This is a genomic window from [Clostridium] scindens (assembly GCF_019597925.1).
Taxonomy (GTDB): Bacteria; Bacillota; Clostridia; order Lachnospirales; family Lachnospiraceae; genus Clostridium_AP.
The window spans coordinates 840,344-858,556 of sequence record NZ_CP080442.1 but is presented as its reverse complement, the minus strand read 5'-3'; the positions used below and the strand labels follow the sequence as shown (position 1 = coordinate 858,556).

General features: G+C 48.5%; 14 protein-coding genes and 2 tRNA genes. 3 read left to right on the top strand and 13 right to left on the bottom strand.

What is annotated here, in order from left to right:
• Positions 1–29 precede the first annotated feature (29 nt).
• From K0036_RS04045 to K0036_RS04005, 9 genes are all read right to left on the bottom strand, one after another.
• A complete protein-coding gene (locus tag K0036_RS04045) occupies positions 30–1,625 on the bottom strand; it encodes an ABC transporter substrate-binding protein (protein ID WP_025645080.1) in 1,596 nt (531 codons plus the stop codon).
• Positions 1,626–1,639: 14 nt separating this feature from the next.
• Positions 1,640–3,310 carry a hydantoinase B/oxoprolinase family protein gene (locus K0036_RS04040; RefSeq protein ID WP_220430798.1) on the bottom strand — a complete coding sequence of 557 codons (1,671 nt, stop codon included), beginning with the start codon at positions 3,308–3,310 and terminating at the stop codon, positions 1,640–1,642.
• The gene (locus tag K0036_RS04035; protein ID WP_220430797.1) at positions 3,303–4,916 is read right to left on the bottom strand and encodes a hydantoinase/oxoprolinase family protein; all 1,614 of its coding nucleotides are present in this window, start codon (positions 4,914–4,916) and stop codon (positions 3,303–3,305) included. The genes K0036_RS04040 and K0036_RS04035 overlap by 8 nt, the downstream gene beginning before the upstream one ends.
• Entirely contained in the window at positions 4,913–5,329 is a 417-nt protein-coding gene (locus K0036_RS04030; RefSeq protein WP_220430796.1) for a hydantoinase/oxoprolinase N-terminal domain-containing protein, read from the bottom strand. Before K0036_RS04030 ends, K0036_RS04035 begins: the two co-directional genes overlap by 4 nt.
• A 12-nt stretch (positions 5,330–5,341) precedes the next feature.
• A complete protein-coding gene (locus K0036_RS04025; protein WP_029466492.1) occupies positions 5,342–6,298 on the bottom strand; it encodes a uroporphyrinogen decarboxylase family protein in 957 nt (318 codons plus the stop codon).
• Between the two features lie 321 nt (positions 6,299–6,619).
• Positions 6,620–7,957, bottom strand: coding sequence for a H2O-forming NADH oxidase (gene nox / locus K0036_RS04020; RefSeq protein WP_220430795.1), 1,338 nt, complete (start codon positions 7,955–7,957; stop codon positions 6,620–6,622).
• Positions 7,958–8,066: 109 nt separating this feature from the next.
• The gene (locus K0036_RS04015; RefSeq protein ID WP_025645086.1) at positions 8,067–9,380 is read right to left on the bottom strand and encodes an MFS transporter; all 1,314 of its coding nucleotides are present in this window, start codon (positions 9,378–9,380) and stop codon (positions 8,067–8,069) included.
• Positions 9,381–9,402: 22 nt separating this feature from the next.
• Complete coding sequence (locus K0036_RS04010) at positions 9,403–9,792, bottom strand: hypothetical protein (protein ID WP_220430794.1); 390 nt, start codon at positions 9,790–9,792, stop codon at positions 9,403–9,405.
• Between the two features lie 65 nt (positions 9,793–9,857).
• On the bottom strand, positions 9,858–11,432 hold the full coding sequence (locus K0036_RS04005) for a sulfurtransferase (protein ID WP_220430793.1): 1,575 nt from the start codon (positions 11,430–11,432) through the stop codon (positions 9,858–9,860).
• Between the two features lie 221 nt (positions 11,433–11,653).
• Here K0036_RS04005 and K0036_RS04000 point away from each other — a divergent pair.
• The 3 genes from K0036_RS04000 to K0036_RS03990 all read left to right on the top strand — a co-directional run bounded on the left by K0036_RS04000 (position 11,654) and on the right by K0036_RS03990 (position 13,976).
• Positions 11,654–11,724: transfer RNA gene (locus K0036_RS04000), tRNA-Gln, on the top strand.
• Positions 11,725–11,778: 54 nt separating this feature from the next.
• A tRNA-Pro gene (locus K0036_RS03995) sits at positions 11,779–11,852 on the top strand.
• 147 nt (positions 11,853–11,999) lie between these two features.
• On the top strand, positions 12,000–13,976 hold the full coding sequence (locus K0036_RS03990) for an LTA synthase family protein (protein ID WP_220430792.1): 1,977 nt from the start codon (positions 12,000–12,002) through the stop codon (positions 13,974–13,976).
• Between the two features lie 59 nt (positions 13,977–14,035).
• Here the strand turns inward: K0036_RS03990 and K0036_RS03985 are convergent, their stop codons facing one another.
• The 4 genes from K0036_RS03985 to K0036_RS03970 are packed head-to-tail and all read right to left on the bottom strand — an operon-like array spanning position 14,036 to position 18,075.
• Entirely contained in the window at positions 14,036–15,250 is a 1,215-nt protein-coding gene (locus K0036_RS03985) for an LL-diaminopimelate aminotransferase (protein ID WP_220430791.1), read from the bottom strand.
• Between the two features lie 32 nt (positions 15,251–15,282).
• Positions 15,283–16,116: a diaminopimelate epimerase gene (gene dapF / locus K0036_RS03980; RefSeq protein ID WP_173693677.1), complete on the bottom strand. Its 834-nt coding sequence runs from the start codon at positions 16,114–16,116 to the stop codon at positions 15,283–15,285.
• A 29-nt stretch (positions 16,117–16,145) separates the two neighbouring features.
• On the bottom strand, positions 16,146–16,694 hold the full coding sequence (locus tag K0036_RS03975) for an ANTAR domain-containing response regulator (protein ID WP_025645100.1): 549 nt from the start codon (positions 16,692–16,694) through the stop codon (positions 16,146–16,148).
• A 49-nt stretch (positions 16,695–16,743) separates the two neighbouring features.
• The gene (locus tag K0036_RS03970; RefSeq protein WP_173693675.1) at positions 16,744–18,075 is read right to left on the bottom strand and encodes a glutamine synthetase family protein; all 1,332 of its coding nucleotides are present in this window, start codon (positions 18,073–18,075) and stop codon (positions 16,744–16,746) included.
• Positions 18,076–18,213: the final 138 nt, after the last annotated feature.

The following is an 18,213-nucleotide window of genomic DNA, read 5'->3' as shown; positions in this document are numbered from 1 at the left end:
ACCTGCCCCCTTAATCTTCCGGACGATTCTTATTCTCCAATTGTCAACTGATAGAAACGGATGGAATAATAGTAGTCCAACGGATGAATCTTAAATCCCTGATATTTGTTATTGATCGCCTCCACAGAATCCGGGGATGCTATATAAAGTGCCGCACAGTCATCCACGAGAATATTCTGCGCTGTATTGAGATACTCCTTCTTCTCTTTTTCATCTACGGTTGCCGTTGCCTTGTCAATCGCCTCGTCAAATTCCGGGTTCTCATAAAAACTCCAGTTGTATGGCTGCCCGCTGTACATACTGTGGAAATTCTGTTTCAGGAAGAACACGGAGTCGCCTGTAAATGCCCCCATATTAAGCGCTGACATTTCCGGGGCGGTATCTGGTGAAGAATTCTCTTCTACCATGGAGAGCCAAGGCATAACTTTGACTTCAAGCGTGATGCCGATTTCTGCCAGATTAGCCTGAAGGATCTGTGCCATCTGCACTTGGTCGTCACTTCCCTCGCAAAGGTGAACTGAGATTTTGCATTCGCCTACGCCGGACTGTTCCATTAATTTCTTAGCCTTCTCAAGATTCTGTGACTGTTCCGGAATACTGTCATCATGCTCCGCAAATTTTGCCGGCATAAATCCGCTTGGAATCGTAGCCTTTCCGTTATATACATTATCTTTTACTCCTTCATAGCTCATAGCCAGCGTCACCGCCTGCCTTACCTGCAAGTTATCGAACGGAGCCTTCTTAGTATTGAAGGTAAAAATATTTGTCTGCAGAGATTGTTCCGTCAGAACGTCGATATTCTCATTTGCCTCTAGAATATCCAGATTCTCAGTAATTGGAATCTGAAGTTTGTCTACTTCGCCGGAATTGAGCATCTGAATCTGTGTTGCATTGTCTTTTACGATCAGTGTCTGGATCTTATCAATCTGATTATCTTTCCATCCGCCCCAGTAGTCGTCGAATTTTTCCATAGTATAGTACTGGTCTTCTTCAAAGCCGGAGATCTGATAAGCGCCGGTTCCACAGGAATGTCTTGCGCAATATGCCTGTGCCCAATCTCCATCCTCCTCATGCTCCTTGCACCAAGTTGGAGAGATGATTCCAATCTTTGCAACATTGTATAAGAATCCTGAATTATCGCTTTTTAACTTAATCGTTACCGTCATCTCATCTGTAGCTTCCACACTCTCTATTTCCTGTACCAGCGTGGAGATGGAACTTACAAAAGCCATGGCGCGGTTATAGGAATACACCACCGCCTCCGCGTTCAAATCCGTTCCGTCGGCAAATTTCACGCCTTCCCGCAGTTTAAAGATATAGGTCTTCGCATCGGGAACCTCATAACTTTCTGCCAGCCAAGGCTCCAGTTCCGTCGATCCGCGGACCTCTTCCACCAGCGGCTCATAACAGGTTCTGGATGCATTCATGTCTCCGGCCCCTACAAGATTCGTCGGGTCGAAATTAGACGGCATGACGCCCAATGCGGCGGTAAACGTCTTATCCTCGTCACTGGCTGCCTTCTGGGTACCTTCCTTCTTATCCCCGGACTTCCCGCAGGCAGCAAGGCTGATAATCATAGCAAATACGATCAACAGGGAAACTGCTTTCTTTAAATTCTTTTTCATAAATTTTCCTCCTATTACTGATAACAATACAATTTCTGGGCATGTTCCAATGTCAGGTATCCATTCTCAATATCTGACGCGATTGCTTCCCGGCTTCTTTCTTTGGGATCTCCGTATCCACCTCCTCCGCCTGTACTTATCCTTATAATATCTCCCTTCTTCACAGGAAGCATATTGGTCTTCAGATAATGCTTTTCTTCCGGAGTGCCCGGATTGACCACCACATCAGGCGCCTGTGCAGCATGTCCTCCCAAGAGCCCCCAAGCTGTCGTCTTAGACCGTTCCACCCAGAGCATCAGATTACACTGCGCATCCGTCTCTACGCGATAGGTGCGTTCCAGCCCAAGGCCGCCTCTAAACTGTCCCGCGCCTTCGGAATCTTCCCGTACCTTATAAGACAGGATTCTGAGTGGATATTTGCTTTCAATAAACTCAATTCCCCAGTTCTTTAAATCTCCGTTGACTACATTGATCATGCCATTCTGTCCGTCATCCCCGTCATACGCGCCCCAGCCTCCTGCCGTGGCCTCGCAGATCGCAAACTGCTTTTCCCGGATGCTGTCGTAGCCACTGAACAGGATGACATTCGAGTCTCCGTAATGGGCTGCCGCGGCCTGCTTAGGAATGACCGGAGCCAGTGCTTTGATAATCAGGTCGATCAAAAGTCCCAGTCCGGTAAAGTACCAGCCGCACGGCGCCGGCTCTTCTGCCGCCAGAAAACTCCCTTTCTCTACGATTACATTGAGATTGCGGAACGTTCCTCCGGACACTTGGCTATCCGGATTGATCACCTCTTTATAACCTACACGGCATGCGGCGATCGTCTGTGCTTCTCCGCAGTTGATCGGCCCTACGCCCATTCTGGCGCTTCCGCTTAGATCAATCGTCATCTCTTCTCCCCGGATCGTCACTTTTACCTTAAGCGGCCGCTCTTCTGGCGTGATTCCGTCATTGTCCAGACAGCCCTCCGCATAGTATTCTCCGTCTGGTATCTCCGCCACCGCCTGTCTGTCAAGCTGCTCGGACTGCCGGAATATCTCCAGTGCCGCCTGATGGACTGTTTCTGTACCGTAACGCCCAAACAGTTCTCCCATTCTGGTCTCTCCTGTGTAGCAGGCGGATATGCAGGCATTTAAGTCCCCTCTCATCATTGCATGATATCTGCTATTAATCGTGAGAAGGTCCATAACATCTTCACAAATCGTCCCTGCGCTGCATAGCCTGACCGGCGGTATCCTTAATCCCTCCTGATAGACCTCTGTGCTGTCCGCGCATCCCATGGGATTCTTTCCGCCCATATCCTGCATTGCTGCGCGGACCGCGGAGAACCCTTCCAGCCTTCCTTCATAGAATATCGGTGAAAACACGGTAATATCAGCAGCGTGAGTTCCTTGAAGATATGGGTCGTTCATTACGAACACATCGCCTTTCTGATATCCATCCAGTCCGATCTTATCCGTCACGATCTGAATGCAGATCTCCAGATTCCCAAGGAAGATGGGCAGTCCAGAAGACTGTCCCAACAGCCGGGCCTCCCTGTCGAAGATTCCGACGCTGCAGTCTTTCATCTCATAGATGCCCGGGCCAAATGCGCTCTTAATTAGGCAGCTGTTCATTTCCCTTGCGGCAGAATTCACCGCATTTCGAATAATCTCTACCACGATTGGATTCACTCTATCAGTCATTTGCCGCACCTCCGTTCATCCTTTTCATTATCATGCTATCGGCTTCATCTACCGTCAGCCTCCATCCCGGCGGAACGATCGTCGTGGACGTAAGTTCGACCACGATGGCCGGACCTGAGATCTCGCTTCCGGTTACAAGACATTCCCGGGAATAGACATCAATCTCATATTTTCTGCCGTCAAAGTAGCCTTGAATCTTCTCAATAGGCTCAACCTGGCTATCGCTGGCACGGCTCCCCGAAGCCGCCTTGTTCACGGGTACCAGCACTGTCATGCGGTAATTCACCAGTTCTACCACATTATCGGATGAATGGTGTCCGTATAGCCTCTCATAAATGGCGCTGTAAGACTTCTCGATTTCATCCTTATCAAACACGGACTCGTCCGGAATATCCACAGAAATGGTGTACTCCTGGCCAAAGTAACGCATATCCAGAGCACAGATATATTTTCTTTCATCATCTATGATTCCTTCTTTTTCCAGTACTTCGTCCAGTTCCTGCTTCAGTTCGGCAAAGTTCTTGTGGAATTCCTCCTCATTCAGCGAAGACAGCAGGCATACCCTGGTTCGGCCGGTATCATGCCGGATGTCCGCATGCAACATGCCCCACGCGGAAAACACTCCCGGATTAGCCGGTACGATGACTTCCTTAATATCCAGCATCTCCGCGATCAGCGCCGCATGCATTGGGCCTGCTCCGCCAAACGCGAGAATCGAGAAGTTCCTTGGATCGATTCCCCGCTTTACCGTAAGTTCCCGGATGGCATCCGCCATCTTGTGGTTGGCAATCTCGCAGACGCCTTCCGCGGCAGTGACCGCATCCAGGCCGAACTGCCTTCCGTACTCTTCAAATACGTCTAGAGTCTTCTGCGTATCCATCTCCATCCTGCCGCCCAGAAAATGCTTAGCGGACATATGTCCCAGTACCAGGTTGGCATCCGTAAGTGCTGGCTTATCGCCGCCTCTTCCATAACATACCGGGCCTGGCATCGCGCCCGCGCTTTGTGGGCCTACACGCATCCCCCCTGCTTCATTCCATGCGATGCTTCCGCCTCCCGCGCCAATGCTGAATACATTGACGGTTGGCGCCAGTACCGGGAATCCCTCGATCTCAGCCTCTACCGTGGTCTCCATCCGGTTATTCACGATGATGCTCACGTCAAAACTCGTACCGCCTATGTCAAATCCGATCAAATTATCCCGGTTGATCACGCTGGCACCGATTGCTCCGCCGACCGGGCCGGACATCAGCGTATATACGGCGGTAGAGGACGCCATCTCTGCCCGTATAACGCCACCGCTTGACTGCATCATATAAAGCGTGCCGGTAAAGCCTCTTTTTTCAAGTTCTTCCGACAGTGCAAATACATGCCTTCTTGTGCTTGGGGCTACATATGCATTCAGTACGGAAGTGCTCACTCTTTCGTATTCCCTGGATTCTTTCGCAATCTCATGGGACGCAGTGATGATCGTCCCTTCTTCCAGTTCCTCTTCCAGAATCCGGCATACTTCCTTTTCATTCTCCGTATTTGCATAACTGTTGATCAGGCATACGGCTATGGAATCATACTTTCCCTTTAAAGCCTCCGTCACTTCCTGCATCATTTCTTTTGTGACTTTTTTTCAATGGTTCCATCAAAAGCAACCCGCTCATCGATCTCATATATATCTTTTCTCGGAATCAGTGGCTCTGGCTTGTGATAGTGGATATTATAAATCTCCGGACGGTTGGCTCTGGCAATCTCATACACGTCGCGGAATCCTTTTGTCGTCACGAGCGCGCAGTGAGCTCCCCTTCGTTCGATCACGGAATTCAGTCCAGAAGTAGTTCCATGGACAATACTGGCTATCTGATCATATTTATCTCCCGCCAATTCATCAAAGCCTTTTAGTATTCCTTTTTCCAGCGCCTCAGGAGTCGTCAGCACCTTGGTCGTCTCGTAGACGCCGGTATCATCATTTAATAAAACAATATCCGTAAAGGTTCCGCCCACATCCGCTGCTAATCTGTATGACATACACGTTCCTCCTTATTTCCTGGCTGCCTCTGCCGCTGCTCTTACCCTCCAGTATTCAATCTCCGTAGGAATGGTACAGTCTGCTCCTAAGATGAATCCTGTCTTACCATTCTCTTCTATGATCTGCCTTACCCTGTCTTCTATCTCTTCCTTCGTTCCCTCTACCAGCACGCCGCTTCTATTCGCAAGCCCGCCCATGATAGCTGTCCCAGGAAACAATTTCTTTCCTTCTTCAAGAGAGAATGGCGCTTCGTAGATTCCCCAGTTCACAATATCCGCGTAGTCGTTGTAACTTTGATACCGACGCATGTTCAGCCTGTCCTTGCATATATGTAACACGCAGTAGCCGCCGCTCTCTCTTATCGCCGTCATAACCTGCTTGTCCAGCGGCGCTATAAATGTCTCAAATTCTTCATCCGTATAGTAGCGGTATTCTCCGCCTAAAGCCGCGTAGTAAACCGAATCCAATCCAGCCTTTATGTATTCCTCCGCCAGCACGCATAAGATATCCGCGATCCGCTTGTATACATCCGCCACAGCCACCTTATTCTGCCTGAGATGCTCTGGCTGTGCCAGACGCCCTCCGTCATAACCGTATCTTTTCTCAATCAAATGAAGGCTGGATGCCACGACTCCGTGCAGCGTTCCCATGGTAAAATGTCCGGGCTCGCACCGGTCCAGTATTCTCTTGGTAAGATCGATCTGCTTTGTTAGCCACGCATCGTTCCGGGAAAACTTGGGTATCAATTTCCAATCATCCCCGCACCTTACGCCGTCACATGCAGGCATAAGATTCTCGTTCATTATCTTGTAAATATCCGTGCCTGTCTTTTCAAAAAATTCCAGATGCGCTTTCACGCTTTCTTCTCCATTTTCACATCCTTCTGGGAAATGAAGTGAAAAACTTGACGGAATTTCCGTTAATGGTTCTTTCCTAATCGCCGCTATCACGCGTTCTCTGCCATTCATCTCTCTTACTTCCTTTCTTGTCATTATTACTATTATTCCTTTTGATATTATCTCTGATAATATCAGCAATGGTAAAAAAATAGATGTACATCTGTAGGTTTAATTTGATTTTAGCATCATAATTATCGTTTGTCAATTTGATTTTTCGGAATTTTTCTTATCATTTCTGCTTTTATCACTTTTTTTAACCTTATCATTGTTTTTCCATGTCAAAATAGATTCCCTTTATCAATTGCATGAACCCCATACTCCCCGCCATAAAATTATACAAATTCTATTTTATAACGGGAAGTGCTGTAGTTCAAAAATTTTGCTTATCCACTATTCTGCCTTCAGCGCCGCCATCGTAATATAATTATATGGCTGATTAAAATGAGGCAGAAAGAACAAATCCAGAAGTTTTAACTTGTCAATCGTAACCTGTTCCTGTATTGCAAGGGAGAACATATGGATTCCCATGGAAATATCATATTTCGAGCACATCTGGGCGCCCAGGATGATCCGCGTCTTCTTGTCATAGACGATCCGGATCCGCACCTTCTCGTTGCCGCTTTCTATGAACCCTGCCTTCTGCCAGTCTTCATAGTCGGCCGCAGCCGCCTCATAGCCAAGTTCCAGCGCCCTTTTCAAAGATATTCCCGTGCTCACCATATTAAGCCCCCAGATGCAGATCGCGTTGGAGCCCTGCACCCCTGCTGATGCAAGTGGTGTTCCGCACGCATTGTGGGCAGCGATGATGCCGGAGCGCACGGCATTGGTCGCAAGGGCAATGTAGTCCGTTCTCTGGGTTGCATTGTTGAACACCGTCGCGCAGTCTCCGATGGCATATACTTCCGGCCTGCTGGTCTGCTGATGCAGATCTACCAGAAATGCCCCATTACGGAAAAGTTCCAGGCTGCCATCCACATATTGGGTATTGGGACGAAATCCGATGCAAAAAACGGCCATGTCCGTATCATAAGAATTCTTGTCCGTCACTACCCGCTCCACGCGTCCCTGGCCTTGTATTTCCTGGACCATCTCTCCAAATGCTGTTGTTACGCCGTTTTCCCTTAAGTTTTCTTCCATGATCTCACAGAATTGCGGATCGTAATAGGCAGAAAGGCAGGTATCCGCACAGTCCACCAGGGTGGTCTTGCGCCCGTTTCTTGCAAACGCCTCTGCCAGTTCCACGCCGATATAGCCGGCTCCGATAATCGTGACTCTTTGGATGGACGGATCTTCCAGTTTCTCAATTACATCCGCCGCATTCTGGTACAGTTTGACGAACTGGACATTCTTTAGTTCCATTCCCTTCACCTTTGGCTGGATGGGAAGAGAACCGGTGGCAAGGATCAGCTTATCATAATTCGCCTCTATCTCCTTGCCTTCCTTATCCATTGCGTATACCGTCTTTTTCTCAAAATCGATCCGGGACACCTTTGTTTCCAGGTACACTTTCGCCCCTTTTTCCTCCAGTGTCTCCTTGTCCGAGTAGAACAGGCCTTCCGGCCCGCTGATCTGCCGCCCGATCCACAATGCCATGCCGCATCCCAGAAAACTGATATTGGAATTGGCGTCAAACGCAGTCACATCCTTATCCGTATAATTGTCCAGAATGGTGTTCAAAGCTGCCGTACCTGCATGGTTCGCCCCGATTACTATGATTCTATCGCTCACTTTCCTATACCTCCCGCCATGGGCGCAATATGCCGCGTCCACGCATACTATTATTCTTAGTCTGCGCTGCTTTTGGGAAGTCTATACAGAGAAATACCGCTCTTAATGCCTATACATATTGCTTCAGGTCTTCCATAGCCTTGTCGTCAAATTTAGACTTGTCAATTTTGGCGTGCTTCAGATATTTCCGCCAGATTAGGATCAGGACAAATCCTGCCCCGATCACTGCCGTCAGGAAATAGAAGAAGTAACGGAATCCTGTCACGCCCGGATGATGATCGATCATATTCCCGGCAAGGATGGACACAAACGTCTCCGGAATCGCGCCAGCCGTGCAGATCAGTCCTGCCGCAGTGCCGGAATACTCCACAGGTACCGCGCCCTCGCTCATCATAGTCCACGCCATTGCATAATTCATATGGAAAAAAATGAGGATCGTGACAAACAAGACTGCCACAACCACGACGCTGGAATGCTTTGCCGGCATCATAAGCATCATGCCCTGGCCTGCGAACATTACGATAAAAGCCAGCAGCATCAAGCGCGCTGTGCCGAATTTATCTGCCAGATATCCGCCCACAATGTTGCCGCTGATGGAGCCAAACTTACGGAAGACGCCGAGCATCGCTCCGAACGCGACGCTGGCTCCAAGGATATCCGTCACATATGGAATATAGTAATAAATTGACAGGCAGAACACGTGGTTGCAGAACGATACCAGGCAGATAATCCATACGGCAGGATTCTTCAGTACTTTTGCAAGTCCCTTGAACGATACCCGGTCCGCATTTAGTATCATCTTCTCATCCTTTACCGCAAAAAATGCAAATACGCCCATTGCGATATTTACAAATGCATAGAACAGGATGACATACTTCATTGCCAGTACCTCATTCTCCATCCTTCCTGCGCCCCAGTTAAAAAAGGCGACTGCAATCAGCGCGACGACGGCGCCGCCAATATTCTGCGTTCCTTCAAAGAACCCATAGGCTTTCCCCTGGCTGTCCTTGTCGGACATTACCCGCACTGCTTTCACACAGGCTGGCCAGAAAGCAAATGTCGTGGAGACTCCCCAAAGCGCATAGATGCACAGAAGGCCTCCAAATCCCAGCGGCAGAAGGTGTAGGAGGCCTCCGATCCCTGTGCCGAACAGCGATATTACGATTATTTTTCTAACGGACATGCCATCTGCGACGACTCCGCCGAATAGATAAGATACGATGCCAAAGGCTCCGATTACCGTTCCAAATACGCCCATCTGCGTGTTCGTCAGATGGTACGTCGTGATATATGCGTCATAATAGTCGAATCGGAAGAAAGGAAGTCCGAAGATTACGGATCCACTGAGCGCCAGGATAACGATCGCGCCAAAATTTTCAGCAAGCTTGCCTCTGACTCCAATCTTCCCTAATAATTTATTCATGCTATTTTCTCTCTTTCTTTCATTAATTTACAGATACGATATGGAAGGTCTTTCCTTTATCATAGGTTCTGGAAAAAATGGTAAAATCTTTATAGTAGAATTTTCCGGCGTAAACTCCCCGCTCGCATCCATCGCTGCTCATTTCGAACTTCTCCCATTCGCCTACGTTTTTCTTTACCTTTTCCCTTGAAACGGTTTTGTCAATCAGTTTTTTTGCAGCCTTTTTCTCTGAAGAATCGGAGGATGCTTCTTCCTTTTCGCCGCCGTCTGTCTGTGTTTCTCCATTTGCTTGTGTCTGCGCTTCCGCCATCGTTGTTGACGTTACGACTACGGTAATCAGCGCGAACACGCCGATCACCAGAGCCATACAGGCCAGGGCAATTAAAAATCTATTTCTTCGTTTCTTGTCCATCTGTTCTTTCCCACCTTTTTATATCAGCAAATGTGCTCCTGTAAAAACAAGAGCACATTGTCATATTATTCTTCTGTTGCATCGTCAAGAATGTTCGTCCCGTCGCTTACATCCTTTTCATCTTTATCCAGAAGCGCATCCTGATATTTGTCATAGTGTACTTTATTTCCATTATGATCAATAAATTCGTTTCCTTCATTTGACCATGGGATCCAGCCATTGCCCCATTCCTTTACCGTATTAAGATCAGCGGACTGGCACCAGTAGGCTATCTTAGCAGCGCCCCAGCTGTCACCGCAGAAGAACGCCATCGTCTTAGAAACATCAAGGCCATTGCTCTCCAGGTAGGATTTCAGCTCGCTCTGGGTTCTCGGCGTATGGTCTACGTTCTCAAAAAATTCTCCTTCTTTTTCAGAGCCTTGCGCGCACCAGATGGATCCATCGATACGTCCTGCCAGATCATGATAACTATATCCGGTTTCTTTGCCGTTCCATTCCGCTTTTCCGCGGTTGTCTACAACCTGTCCTTCCACCTCTCCATTTAAAATAGCCTTGATGTCATCCATCCAAAGTATCTCATCCGGATTCTGGATCGTATCCGCTCCAAAACTGTCTGCCGGTTCCGGCGTTACCAGAGTACTCTCTTTTGTATCCAGATCATAGCCATTATAACTCCAAACCGTCAGGCTTCCGCTCATAGCATAGACCTTAACCCCCAGCGATCTCAGCATAAATCCAAGACGTCCCTGGGGATCCGTTACTGTTCCTGTTAAGATTACCGTGGAATCCTTCGTGATTCCGTACTGCGTGCAGACTTCGTCGCGGAATTCTTCCAAAGAGATCAGACGCCATTCTTTTGCATATTCAGATCTCTTCTCCGGCACATATACGCGCGGCCTTTCATAGGAGTCCGTATTAATATGGACTGCTCCCGGCACATGGCCAACTGAGAAATATGTAGACTGCTTCGCATTTCCCCAGCTTACGTCAACCAGCACGACATTGCTGACGTCGTCGCCAACTACCGCTTTTGCCTCATCGCTCAGAGTCTCTTCTTTTCCCGTCTTTACATCGGAGATGCTCTTGACGATTTCCGTCGGGATGAATCTGTCATAGTTTTCGTAGGATTCAAGATCCGTTCCTGCATCAATCAGTTCATTTGCCTTGAATACGGATACATTTTCGATTCCCTGCTCCTTTAGATAGCCAGCCACAGCGGGTGCCTGTTCTCCGGTATAATCGTAAACGATCACTTCCTTATCTTCTGTGATATCCTGATCCTTGAGCGCTCTTTCAAGATAAGCCTCGCGGGAGGCAGACTCAGAATACTCGCAGTCAAGCCAGCGGGCTGAAAATAGAGCCGCGTCCTTCAAATGTCCGCCATTTGCCGCTCCCTCCAGCGCCCAGCCTGAATAAGCCTCCTGCGGACGTGCATCGACAAGCATCGTATTTTCATCAGAATCGCTCAAAAATTCCTCTACCTGCGAAGCGGTGGCAGATTCTACATCCACCGTTGTCTCGACGCTGCTCTTTTTCTCAGGCTTTTTTGAGTCCTTGGATTCGGCCTTGCTGCCGCAGCCTGCCATCAATGTGACGGCCATTGCTACGCACAATAAAGACGTTAATAGTGTTTTTTTCATATAATTTCCCTCTTTTCCATAATTTCGTTAATAGAATATCACGCCCCACTTTTTATGCCTAATCAATAATTTCTACAAAAAAACGTACTTATAGACAGCATAAATCAGATCAAACGGGGCTATACTCTTGAGGATAAAAAATAAAATAAAAAAAGTTGAAAAAAGGGGTTGATTTTTGATAAATATTTGGTATAATATAACATGTTCGCTGGAAAAAACATTGCGGATTGGTGTAATGGCAGCACAGCAGACTCTGACTCTGTTAGTAGAGGTTCGAGTCCTCTATCCGTAGTTCCTTGGCAGGGGCGCCGGGTATCTTGCAGGACAAGATGTCCGGTTATATTTCCGGAGTGTGGCTCAGTTTGGTAGAGCGCTACGTTCGGGACGTAGAGGTCGCAAGTTCAAATCTTGTCACTCCGACTTAAAGCCAAGGCTAAAAAAGGAATTGCATGAAAATGCAGTTCCTTTTTTTGCGTGCTAAAATCTATCCCTTAAATATATTCCTATGTCGGAAGATGTCGATTTGTGGTAGAATATAGACATCATTATAGATCGAGGTTTTGCGCTATGAAAGATAGAATATCCGCCTTTATGCCTTTCTGCTATTTTATGGCATTGGTCCTATATCTGGAACTGGCGTTCCATGTAGTTATGTTCCATTCCCTTAATAAGGATATTGTGTACATTGTATTATTCTCTTTGTCCATCGCCCTTATTCTGGGCTTTGCGTGCAGCCGCTTAAGCCCCGGGACGAATTACATTCTAAGCCTGTCCGCAACAGTCCTTCTGTGTGTATTCTTCTGCGCCCAACTGGTTTACCATGCGGTCTTCCAGAAGTTCCTCGCCCTTTTCAGCATGCTGGGCGTGGCGGATCAGGCCTTTGACTTCATGGAAGTCATATCCAAGAACGTGCTGGGCAGCCTTCTGGGGATTCTGCTCTTATTGGCTCCCATTCCCTTGCTTATCATCGGTTATCGTAAGAGACGCCTTACATTTTCAAAAGTCAGGCTTCGAAGCGGCCTTGCCTGCCTGGGCGCCGCCTGCGAATGCTTCCTGATCGCATTTCTCCTGTTGAATATGGGCAGCCAGGCGCCTTACAGTCCTTATGACATCTATTATCATAACGTGTCTACTGATATGACGGTAGAGCATTTTGGCGTGCTTTCCATGACTCGCCTGGATGGAATCTATGCCATTGCCGGCAAGCCAGAGAAGACGCTCCAGCTGGCGGATATGGCTTCCTCCGGTGCAGCCTCCGTGACAAAGGCTTCCGTGGATACCTCGCCCAATGCCTTGGACATTGATTTTGACGCGATCCTTAATGCCGCCCCGGATGACGACGTTCGCCAGCTGACGCAGTATTTCAAGGAACGTCCCGGCACTTCCAAGAATGAGTATACCGGGATGTTCAAGGGATATAACGTCATCTTTATCACCGCGGAGGGATTCTCCCGGTTCGTGATTGATGAGGAGCGTACGCCCACTTTGTACCGGCTTAAGAATGAGGGATTTGTATTCGAGCATTATTATACGCCCGGCTGGTATGCCAGTACTTCCGACGGGGAGTATGCCAATCTGACGGGCCTGCTTCCTACGGATGGCATCGTATCTATGAAGGTCGCAGGAGAGCATAACAATGATATGCGCTTTACTCTTGGGCAGCAATTAAAGAGGCTTGGCTACACGGTCAATGGCTACCACAATAACAGTTATACCTACTATGGCCGGGATCTCTCCCATCCGAATATGGGCTATGACTGGCATGGCACCGGAAACTGGTTCCAGCCGGAGAAAACAGACAGCGGAAAGGATTACTGGCCCCAGTCGGATCTTCAGCTTATGGAGCAGAGCATTCCCGATTATATGGACAGCGAGCCATTCCACACCTACTACATGACGGTCAGCGGCCATATGCTGTATGATGTAAGCGGCAACCAGATGGCGTACCGCAACTATGACGCAGTGGCTGATCTTCCTTATTCGGAGACCACCAAAGGCTATCTGGCCTGCCAGCTGGAACTGGAAAAGGGGATGAAATTACTGGTCTCGGAACTGGAAGAGCGTGGAATAGCCGATCATACCGTAATCGTATTGGGAGCAGACCATATCCCCTACAATGACAAGCCAGTTTGTGATGAGTTGGCGGGACATGAACTGGAGCCATCTATAGAATGGTACCAGAATGACTTGATCATCTGGTCCGGCAGCATGGAGGAGCCCGTGAAAGTAGACAAGTACTGTTACGACGTGGATATCCTTCCTACCATCTCCAATCTTTTGGGGCTCGATTATGATTCCCGGCTTATGATTGGACAGGATATCCTCTCAGACGCCCCTTCGCTGGTCTGTTTCCCTGACAGGAGCTTTATATCGGACAAATGCATCTACAATGCTTCCACCGGCTCTGCCACGCCTCTTGCGGACGAATCCGTATCCCAGGAGTACCTGGATTCCATGTCCACCGATATTTATAACCGGTTTACCGTTTCGGAGAAAGTCTTGAGCACAGATTACTACAAATATATCGAAGAGAACCTTCCATAAAAGGGTAAAAAAGGGATGCCCGCATGCGATACATGCTGGCATCCCTTTTTTCATCCTCGCTATATCTTCTTGATCCGCTCAATCGCACGGACTGTATTTTCATAAGATCCAAAGGCAGTGAGACGGAAATATCCCTCGCCGCTTGGCCCGAATCCTGAACCGGGCGTTCCCACCACATTGGCCTTTTCCAGCAGATAGTCAAAGAATTCCCAGGAAGTCATCCCTTTTGGCGTCTCCAGCCAGATATACGGCGCGTTCACGCCTCCCGACACGTTGTAGCCTGCCTCCTTCAGCCCTTCGTAGATGACGGAGGCATTCTTCATATAATAGGCAACCTGCTCTTTTAACTGTGCCTTTCCAGCTTCGGAATACACTGCCTCCCCGGCCTTCTGGACAATATAGGGGGCTCCGTTATACTTGGTCCCGTGCCGCCTCGCCCACAGGGAATGCAGCATCACGTCTCCACATTTCAGATCCTTGGGAATCACGGTGGCGCCAAGCCTTACGCCTGTAAATCCGGCATTCTTGGAGAAACTTCGAAGCTCGATCGCGCAGGTTCTTGCGCCTTCGCACTCATAGATGGTGTGAGGCACGTCCACTTCACTAATGTATGCTTCATAGGCTGCGTCATAGATGATGACCGCGCCCGCCTTATTGGCATAGTCCACCCATTCCTGCAACTGAGACTTGGTAATAGTAGATCCGGTAGGGTTATTCGGGAAACACAGATAGATGATATCCGGCGTTTCTTTCGGCAGCTGGGGCGCGAATCCGGTCTCTTTCGTACAAGGCATGTAGATCACATCGCTCCATGTCTCCGACTTCTGGTCATAGACCCCGGTACGCCCGGCCATTACGTTCGTATCTACATAGACGGGATAGACTGGGTCGCATACGGCAATCTTATTATCCTTCGCGAATATTTCCTGGATATTTCCGGAATCGCACTTTGCTCCATCTGAGATGAATATCTCGTCGGCCTTTATATCACATCCTTTGTCCTGGTAATCATTCTTTGCCATGGCGCTTCTTAGGAACTCGTATCCCAAGTCCGGGGCATATCCATGAAAGGTCTCTGCATGGGCCATTTCATCTACCGCGCCGTGGAGGGCGTCAATGATCGCCGGCGCCAGCGGCTGAGTCACATCGCCGATTCCAAGCCTGATAATGTCCTGTTTTGGATTGGCTTCCTGAAAAGCCGCCACTTTTTTGCCAATCGTGGAAAAGAGGTAACTTCCTGGTAACTTCAAGTAATCTTCATTTACTTTAAACATCTTCCCGTCTCCTTTTTTGTAATGTTTTCTGTTTATATTGCAATCTCCCCATCGTATACAACGGTAGCGGGCCCGGTCATATAGACTCTGTCAGCCTCCTGATCCCACTCGATCAAGAGATCACCGCCCAGCAGCTTCACGGTAACCTGGTCTTCCGTCATCCCGTTTAATATGCTGGCTACCGCCACTGCGCAGGCGCCGGTTCCACAGGCCAGAGTCTCGCCGGAGCCTCTCTCCCACACGCGCATCTCTACGGTCTTGCGGTCCAGAACCTTGGCAAACTCCGTATTGACTCTTTTTGGGAACCTCTCATGATTCTCGAATTTGGGGCCTACATGTTCGATTTTCACTCCTTCAAGATCCTTCACATAGACGACTACATGGGGATTGCCCATGGAAACCCCGGTCATCCGGTATTCCATGCCTCCCACGATGATCGGCTCGTTCACCACGCGCTCTTCATCTGATACGATAGGAATTCTCTCCGGCTTAAGCTCTGGTTTTCCCATATCTACTTTTACAAGAGCGACCTTGCCATCCTTAATGGTAAGATCCAGATATTTGATGCCTCCCAGGGTCTCCACAGATATGCTGGTCTTATCCGTAAGCCCATAATCATACACATACTTCGCCACGCAGCGGATGCCGTTGCCGCACATCTCCCCCCTGGATCCATCCGCATTATACATCTCCATCTCAAAATCCGCTACTTTGGATGGATTGATCATGATCAACCCATCCGAGCCAATCCCAAAGTGTCTGTCGCTTACGAACCTGGCTACCTCGGATGGATGTTCCACCTTCTCTTTGAAACAATTCACATAGACATAATCGTTCCCCAAACCATGCATTTTTGTAAATCTCATACCAATACTCTCCTTTATGACTACTCTTCTTATTCGGCCATGATGCTTAGCACCATTTGGGCCGTCTCTACCATATTCGTCCCGCTGTCCATACTACTCTTTTGCAGATATCTGTGGGCCTCGGCTTCCGACATGTTGTTGCGCGCCATTAGCAGTTCTTTCGCCTGACTGATCACTTCCTGCTGCCTGGAGTCTCTGGTTTTTCGATCCAGCCTTCGCTTTCTTCTCCTTTGCCCCATATTGCGAAGCATCATATCCATCGTATTCATCAGATCATATGCCTTAACAGGCATTGACAGCCCCACGATGCCGTCGATCAGGCCTGTGCTCCATTTATCCGCAGATGCGATCAGAAGCATCTCGAATTGCTCTGGAAGATATTCCCGCAGTTCCGTATACATCATATCTTTTAACTTATAACCGCATACCACGATTCCTTCATCCAAGGCATCCGCATAGTTCAGTGCCTGGGCGCCTGTGGTACATGCTCCTGTCACATCCATGCCGCCGCGAACCAGCAGGTTCCGAATATTGGCTGCATTGCCCTTATTGGGAAATACGACAATAATACCTACCAAGCTGATACCTCCTGTTTTGCTCCTTGTCTACGTGTTCCAGCAGGAATGTCTACAGGCGGTGCAGGTATCTGCTTATCTCCCAATCCGTGACCTGGGCGCGGTAATCTGCATATTCTCTTGTCTTCGCCTCGATATATTTCTTAGACAGATCTTCTCCCAGTACGCTTTGTATAAATGCATCCTTCTCAAATTCCCTGGCCGCTTCCAGAAGGCTTCCCGGAAGCATCTCTATCCCGGAAGCCTTCCTCTCTTCCTCGGACATCTCATAGATGTTGCAGTCAACGCTCTTGGGCGGCATGATCTCATTTTGGATTCCCTCAAGTCCTGCCGCCAGGCAAACTGCCAGTGCCAGATAAGGATTGGCCGATGGGTCAGGGCTTCTGAGTTCGATTCTTACGGCATCTCCCCTGGTATCGGGGATCCGGATCAGCGGCGTCCTGTTCCTGGCTGACCAGGCAATGTATACCGGAGCCTCATAGCCTGGAACCAGACGTTTATAAGAATTGACCACCGGATTGGTGATAAAGCAGATGGCCTTCATATGCTTCATAAGTCCGCCAATGAACCAATAGGCTTCCTTGCTTAATCCTGCAGGATCTTTTGAATCATGAAATATGTTGATGCCGTCTTTTCTCATAGACATATTAATATGCATTCCTGAGCCATTTATACCGGACTTTGGCTTCGGCATAAATGTTGCATGCAGTCCATGGCGCTTGGCAATGGTCTTTACGACCAGCTTAAAAGTCATAATACTGTCCGCTGAAGCCAATGCCTCGTCATAGTGGAGATCGATCTCGTGCTGCGCAGGCGCGGATTCATGATGGGATGCCTCAATCTCATATCCCATATCCTCCAGTGTCAGCACCATATCACGCCGCGCATTCTCTCCTAAGTCCAGAGGCCCGAGATCGAAATAGCCCGCGCTTTCATGGGTCACAGTCGTTGGCAGTCCATCTTCATCCGTATGGAACAGGAAGAATTCACATTCCGGCCCCACATCGAATTCGAGTCCCATTGACTTTGCCTGAGACATTACCTTTTTCAGCACATATCTGGGATCGCTTTGAAAGATGGTTCCATCCGGCTTATATACATCACAGATCAATCGGGCTACCTTCCCTTGCTGAGGCCTCCATGGAAATATTTCAAAGGTATCAAGATCCGGATATAGATACATGTCAGACTCTTCAATCCTCGCAAAGCCTTCGATTGAAGCCCCGTCAAACATAATCTGATGATCCAGCGCCTTTTCCAGCTGGCTGGCAGTGATCGCGACGTTCTTCATGACTCCGAAGATATCGGTAAACTGAAGGCGTATGAAGCCCACATCTTCTTCCTCTACTATTCTTAAAATATCTGCTCTCGTATAATAATTCATTGCCTCAACCTCCTGATATATGTATCTTTTTCAGAACCTGCCTACCCTTATTAGTTACTTTCGCATATAAAAATGGGCGTTCTCATGCCATGATGAAAACGCCATTGTTTTACAATATTAAATTATAGATAGAAAAAG

Bases quoted from the DNA above. Each gene is read 5' to 3' on its own strand.
- K0036_RS04045 (WP_025645080.1), bottom strand. From the start codon at position 1,625: ATGAAAAAGAATTTAAAGAAAGCAGTTTCCCTGTTGATCGTATTTGCT.
- K0036_RS04040 (WP_220430798.1), bottom strand. From the start codon at position 3,310: ATGACTGATAGAGTGAATCCAATCGTGGTAGAGATTATTCGAAATGCG.
- K0036_RS04035 (WP_220430797.1), bottom strand. From the start codon at position 4,916: ATGATGCAGGAAGTGACGGAGGCTTTAAAGGGAAAGTATGATTCCATA.
- K0036_RS04030 (WP_220430796.1), bottom strand. From the start codon at position 5,329: ATGTCATACAGATTAGCAGCGGATGTGGGCGGAACCTTTACGGATATT.
- K0036_RS04025 (WP_029466492.1), bottom strand. From the start codon at position 6,298: ATGAATGGCAGAGAACGCGTGATAGCGGCGATTAGGAAAGAACCATTA.
- K0036_RS04015 (WP_025645086.1), bottom strand. From the start codon at position 9,380: ATGAATAAATTATTAGGGAAGATTGGAGTCAGAGGCAAGCTTGCTGAA.
- K0036_RS04010 (WP_220430794.1), bottom strand. From the start codon at position 9,792: ATGGACAAGAAACGAAGAAATAGATTTTTAATTGCCCTGGCCTGTATG.
- K0036_RS04005 (WP_220430793.1), bottom strand. From the start codon at position 11,432: ATGAAAAAAACACTATTAACGTCTTTATTGTGCGTAGCAATGGCCGTC.
- K0036_RS03990 (WP_220430792.1), top strand. From the start codon at position 12,000: ATGAAAGATAGAATATCCGCCTTTATGCCTTTCTGCTATTTTATGGCA.
- K0036_RS03985 (WP_220430791.1), bottom strand. From the start codon at position 15,250: ATGTTTAAAGTAAATGAAGATTACTTGAAGTTACCAGGAAGTTACCTC.
- dapF (WP_173693677.1), bottom strand. From the start codon at position 16,116: ATGAGATTTACAAAAATGCATGGTTTGGGGAACGATTATGTCTATGTG.
- K0036_RS03970 (WP_173693675.1), bottom strand. From the start codon at position 18,075: ATGAATTATTATACGAGAGCAGATATTTTAAGAATAGTAGAGGAAGAA.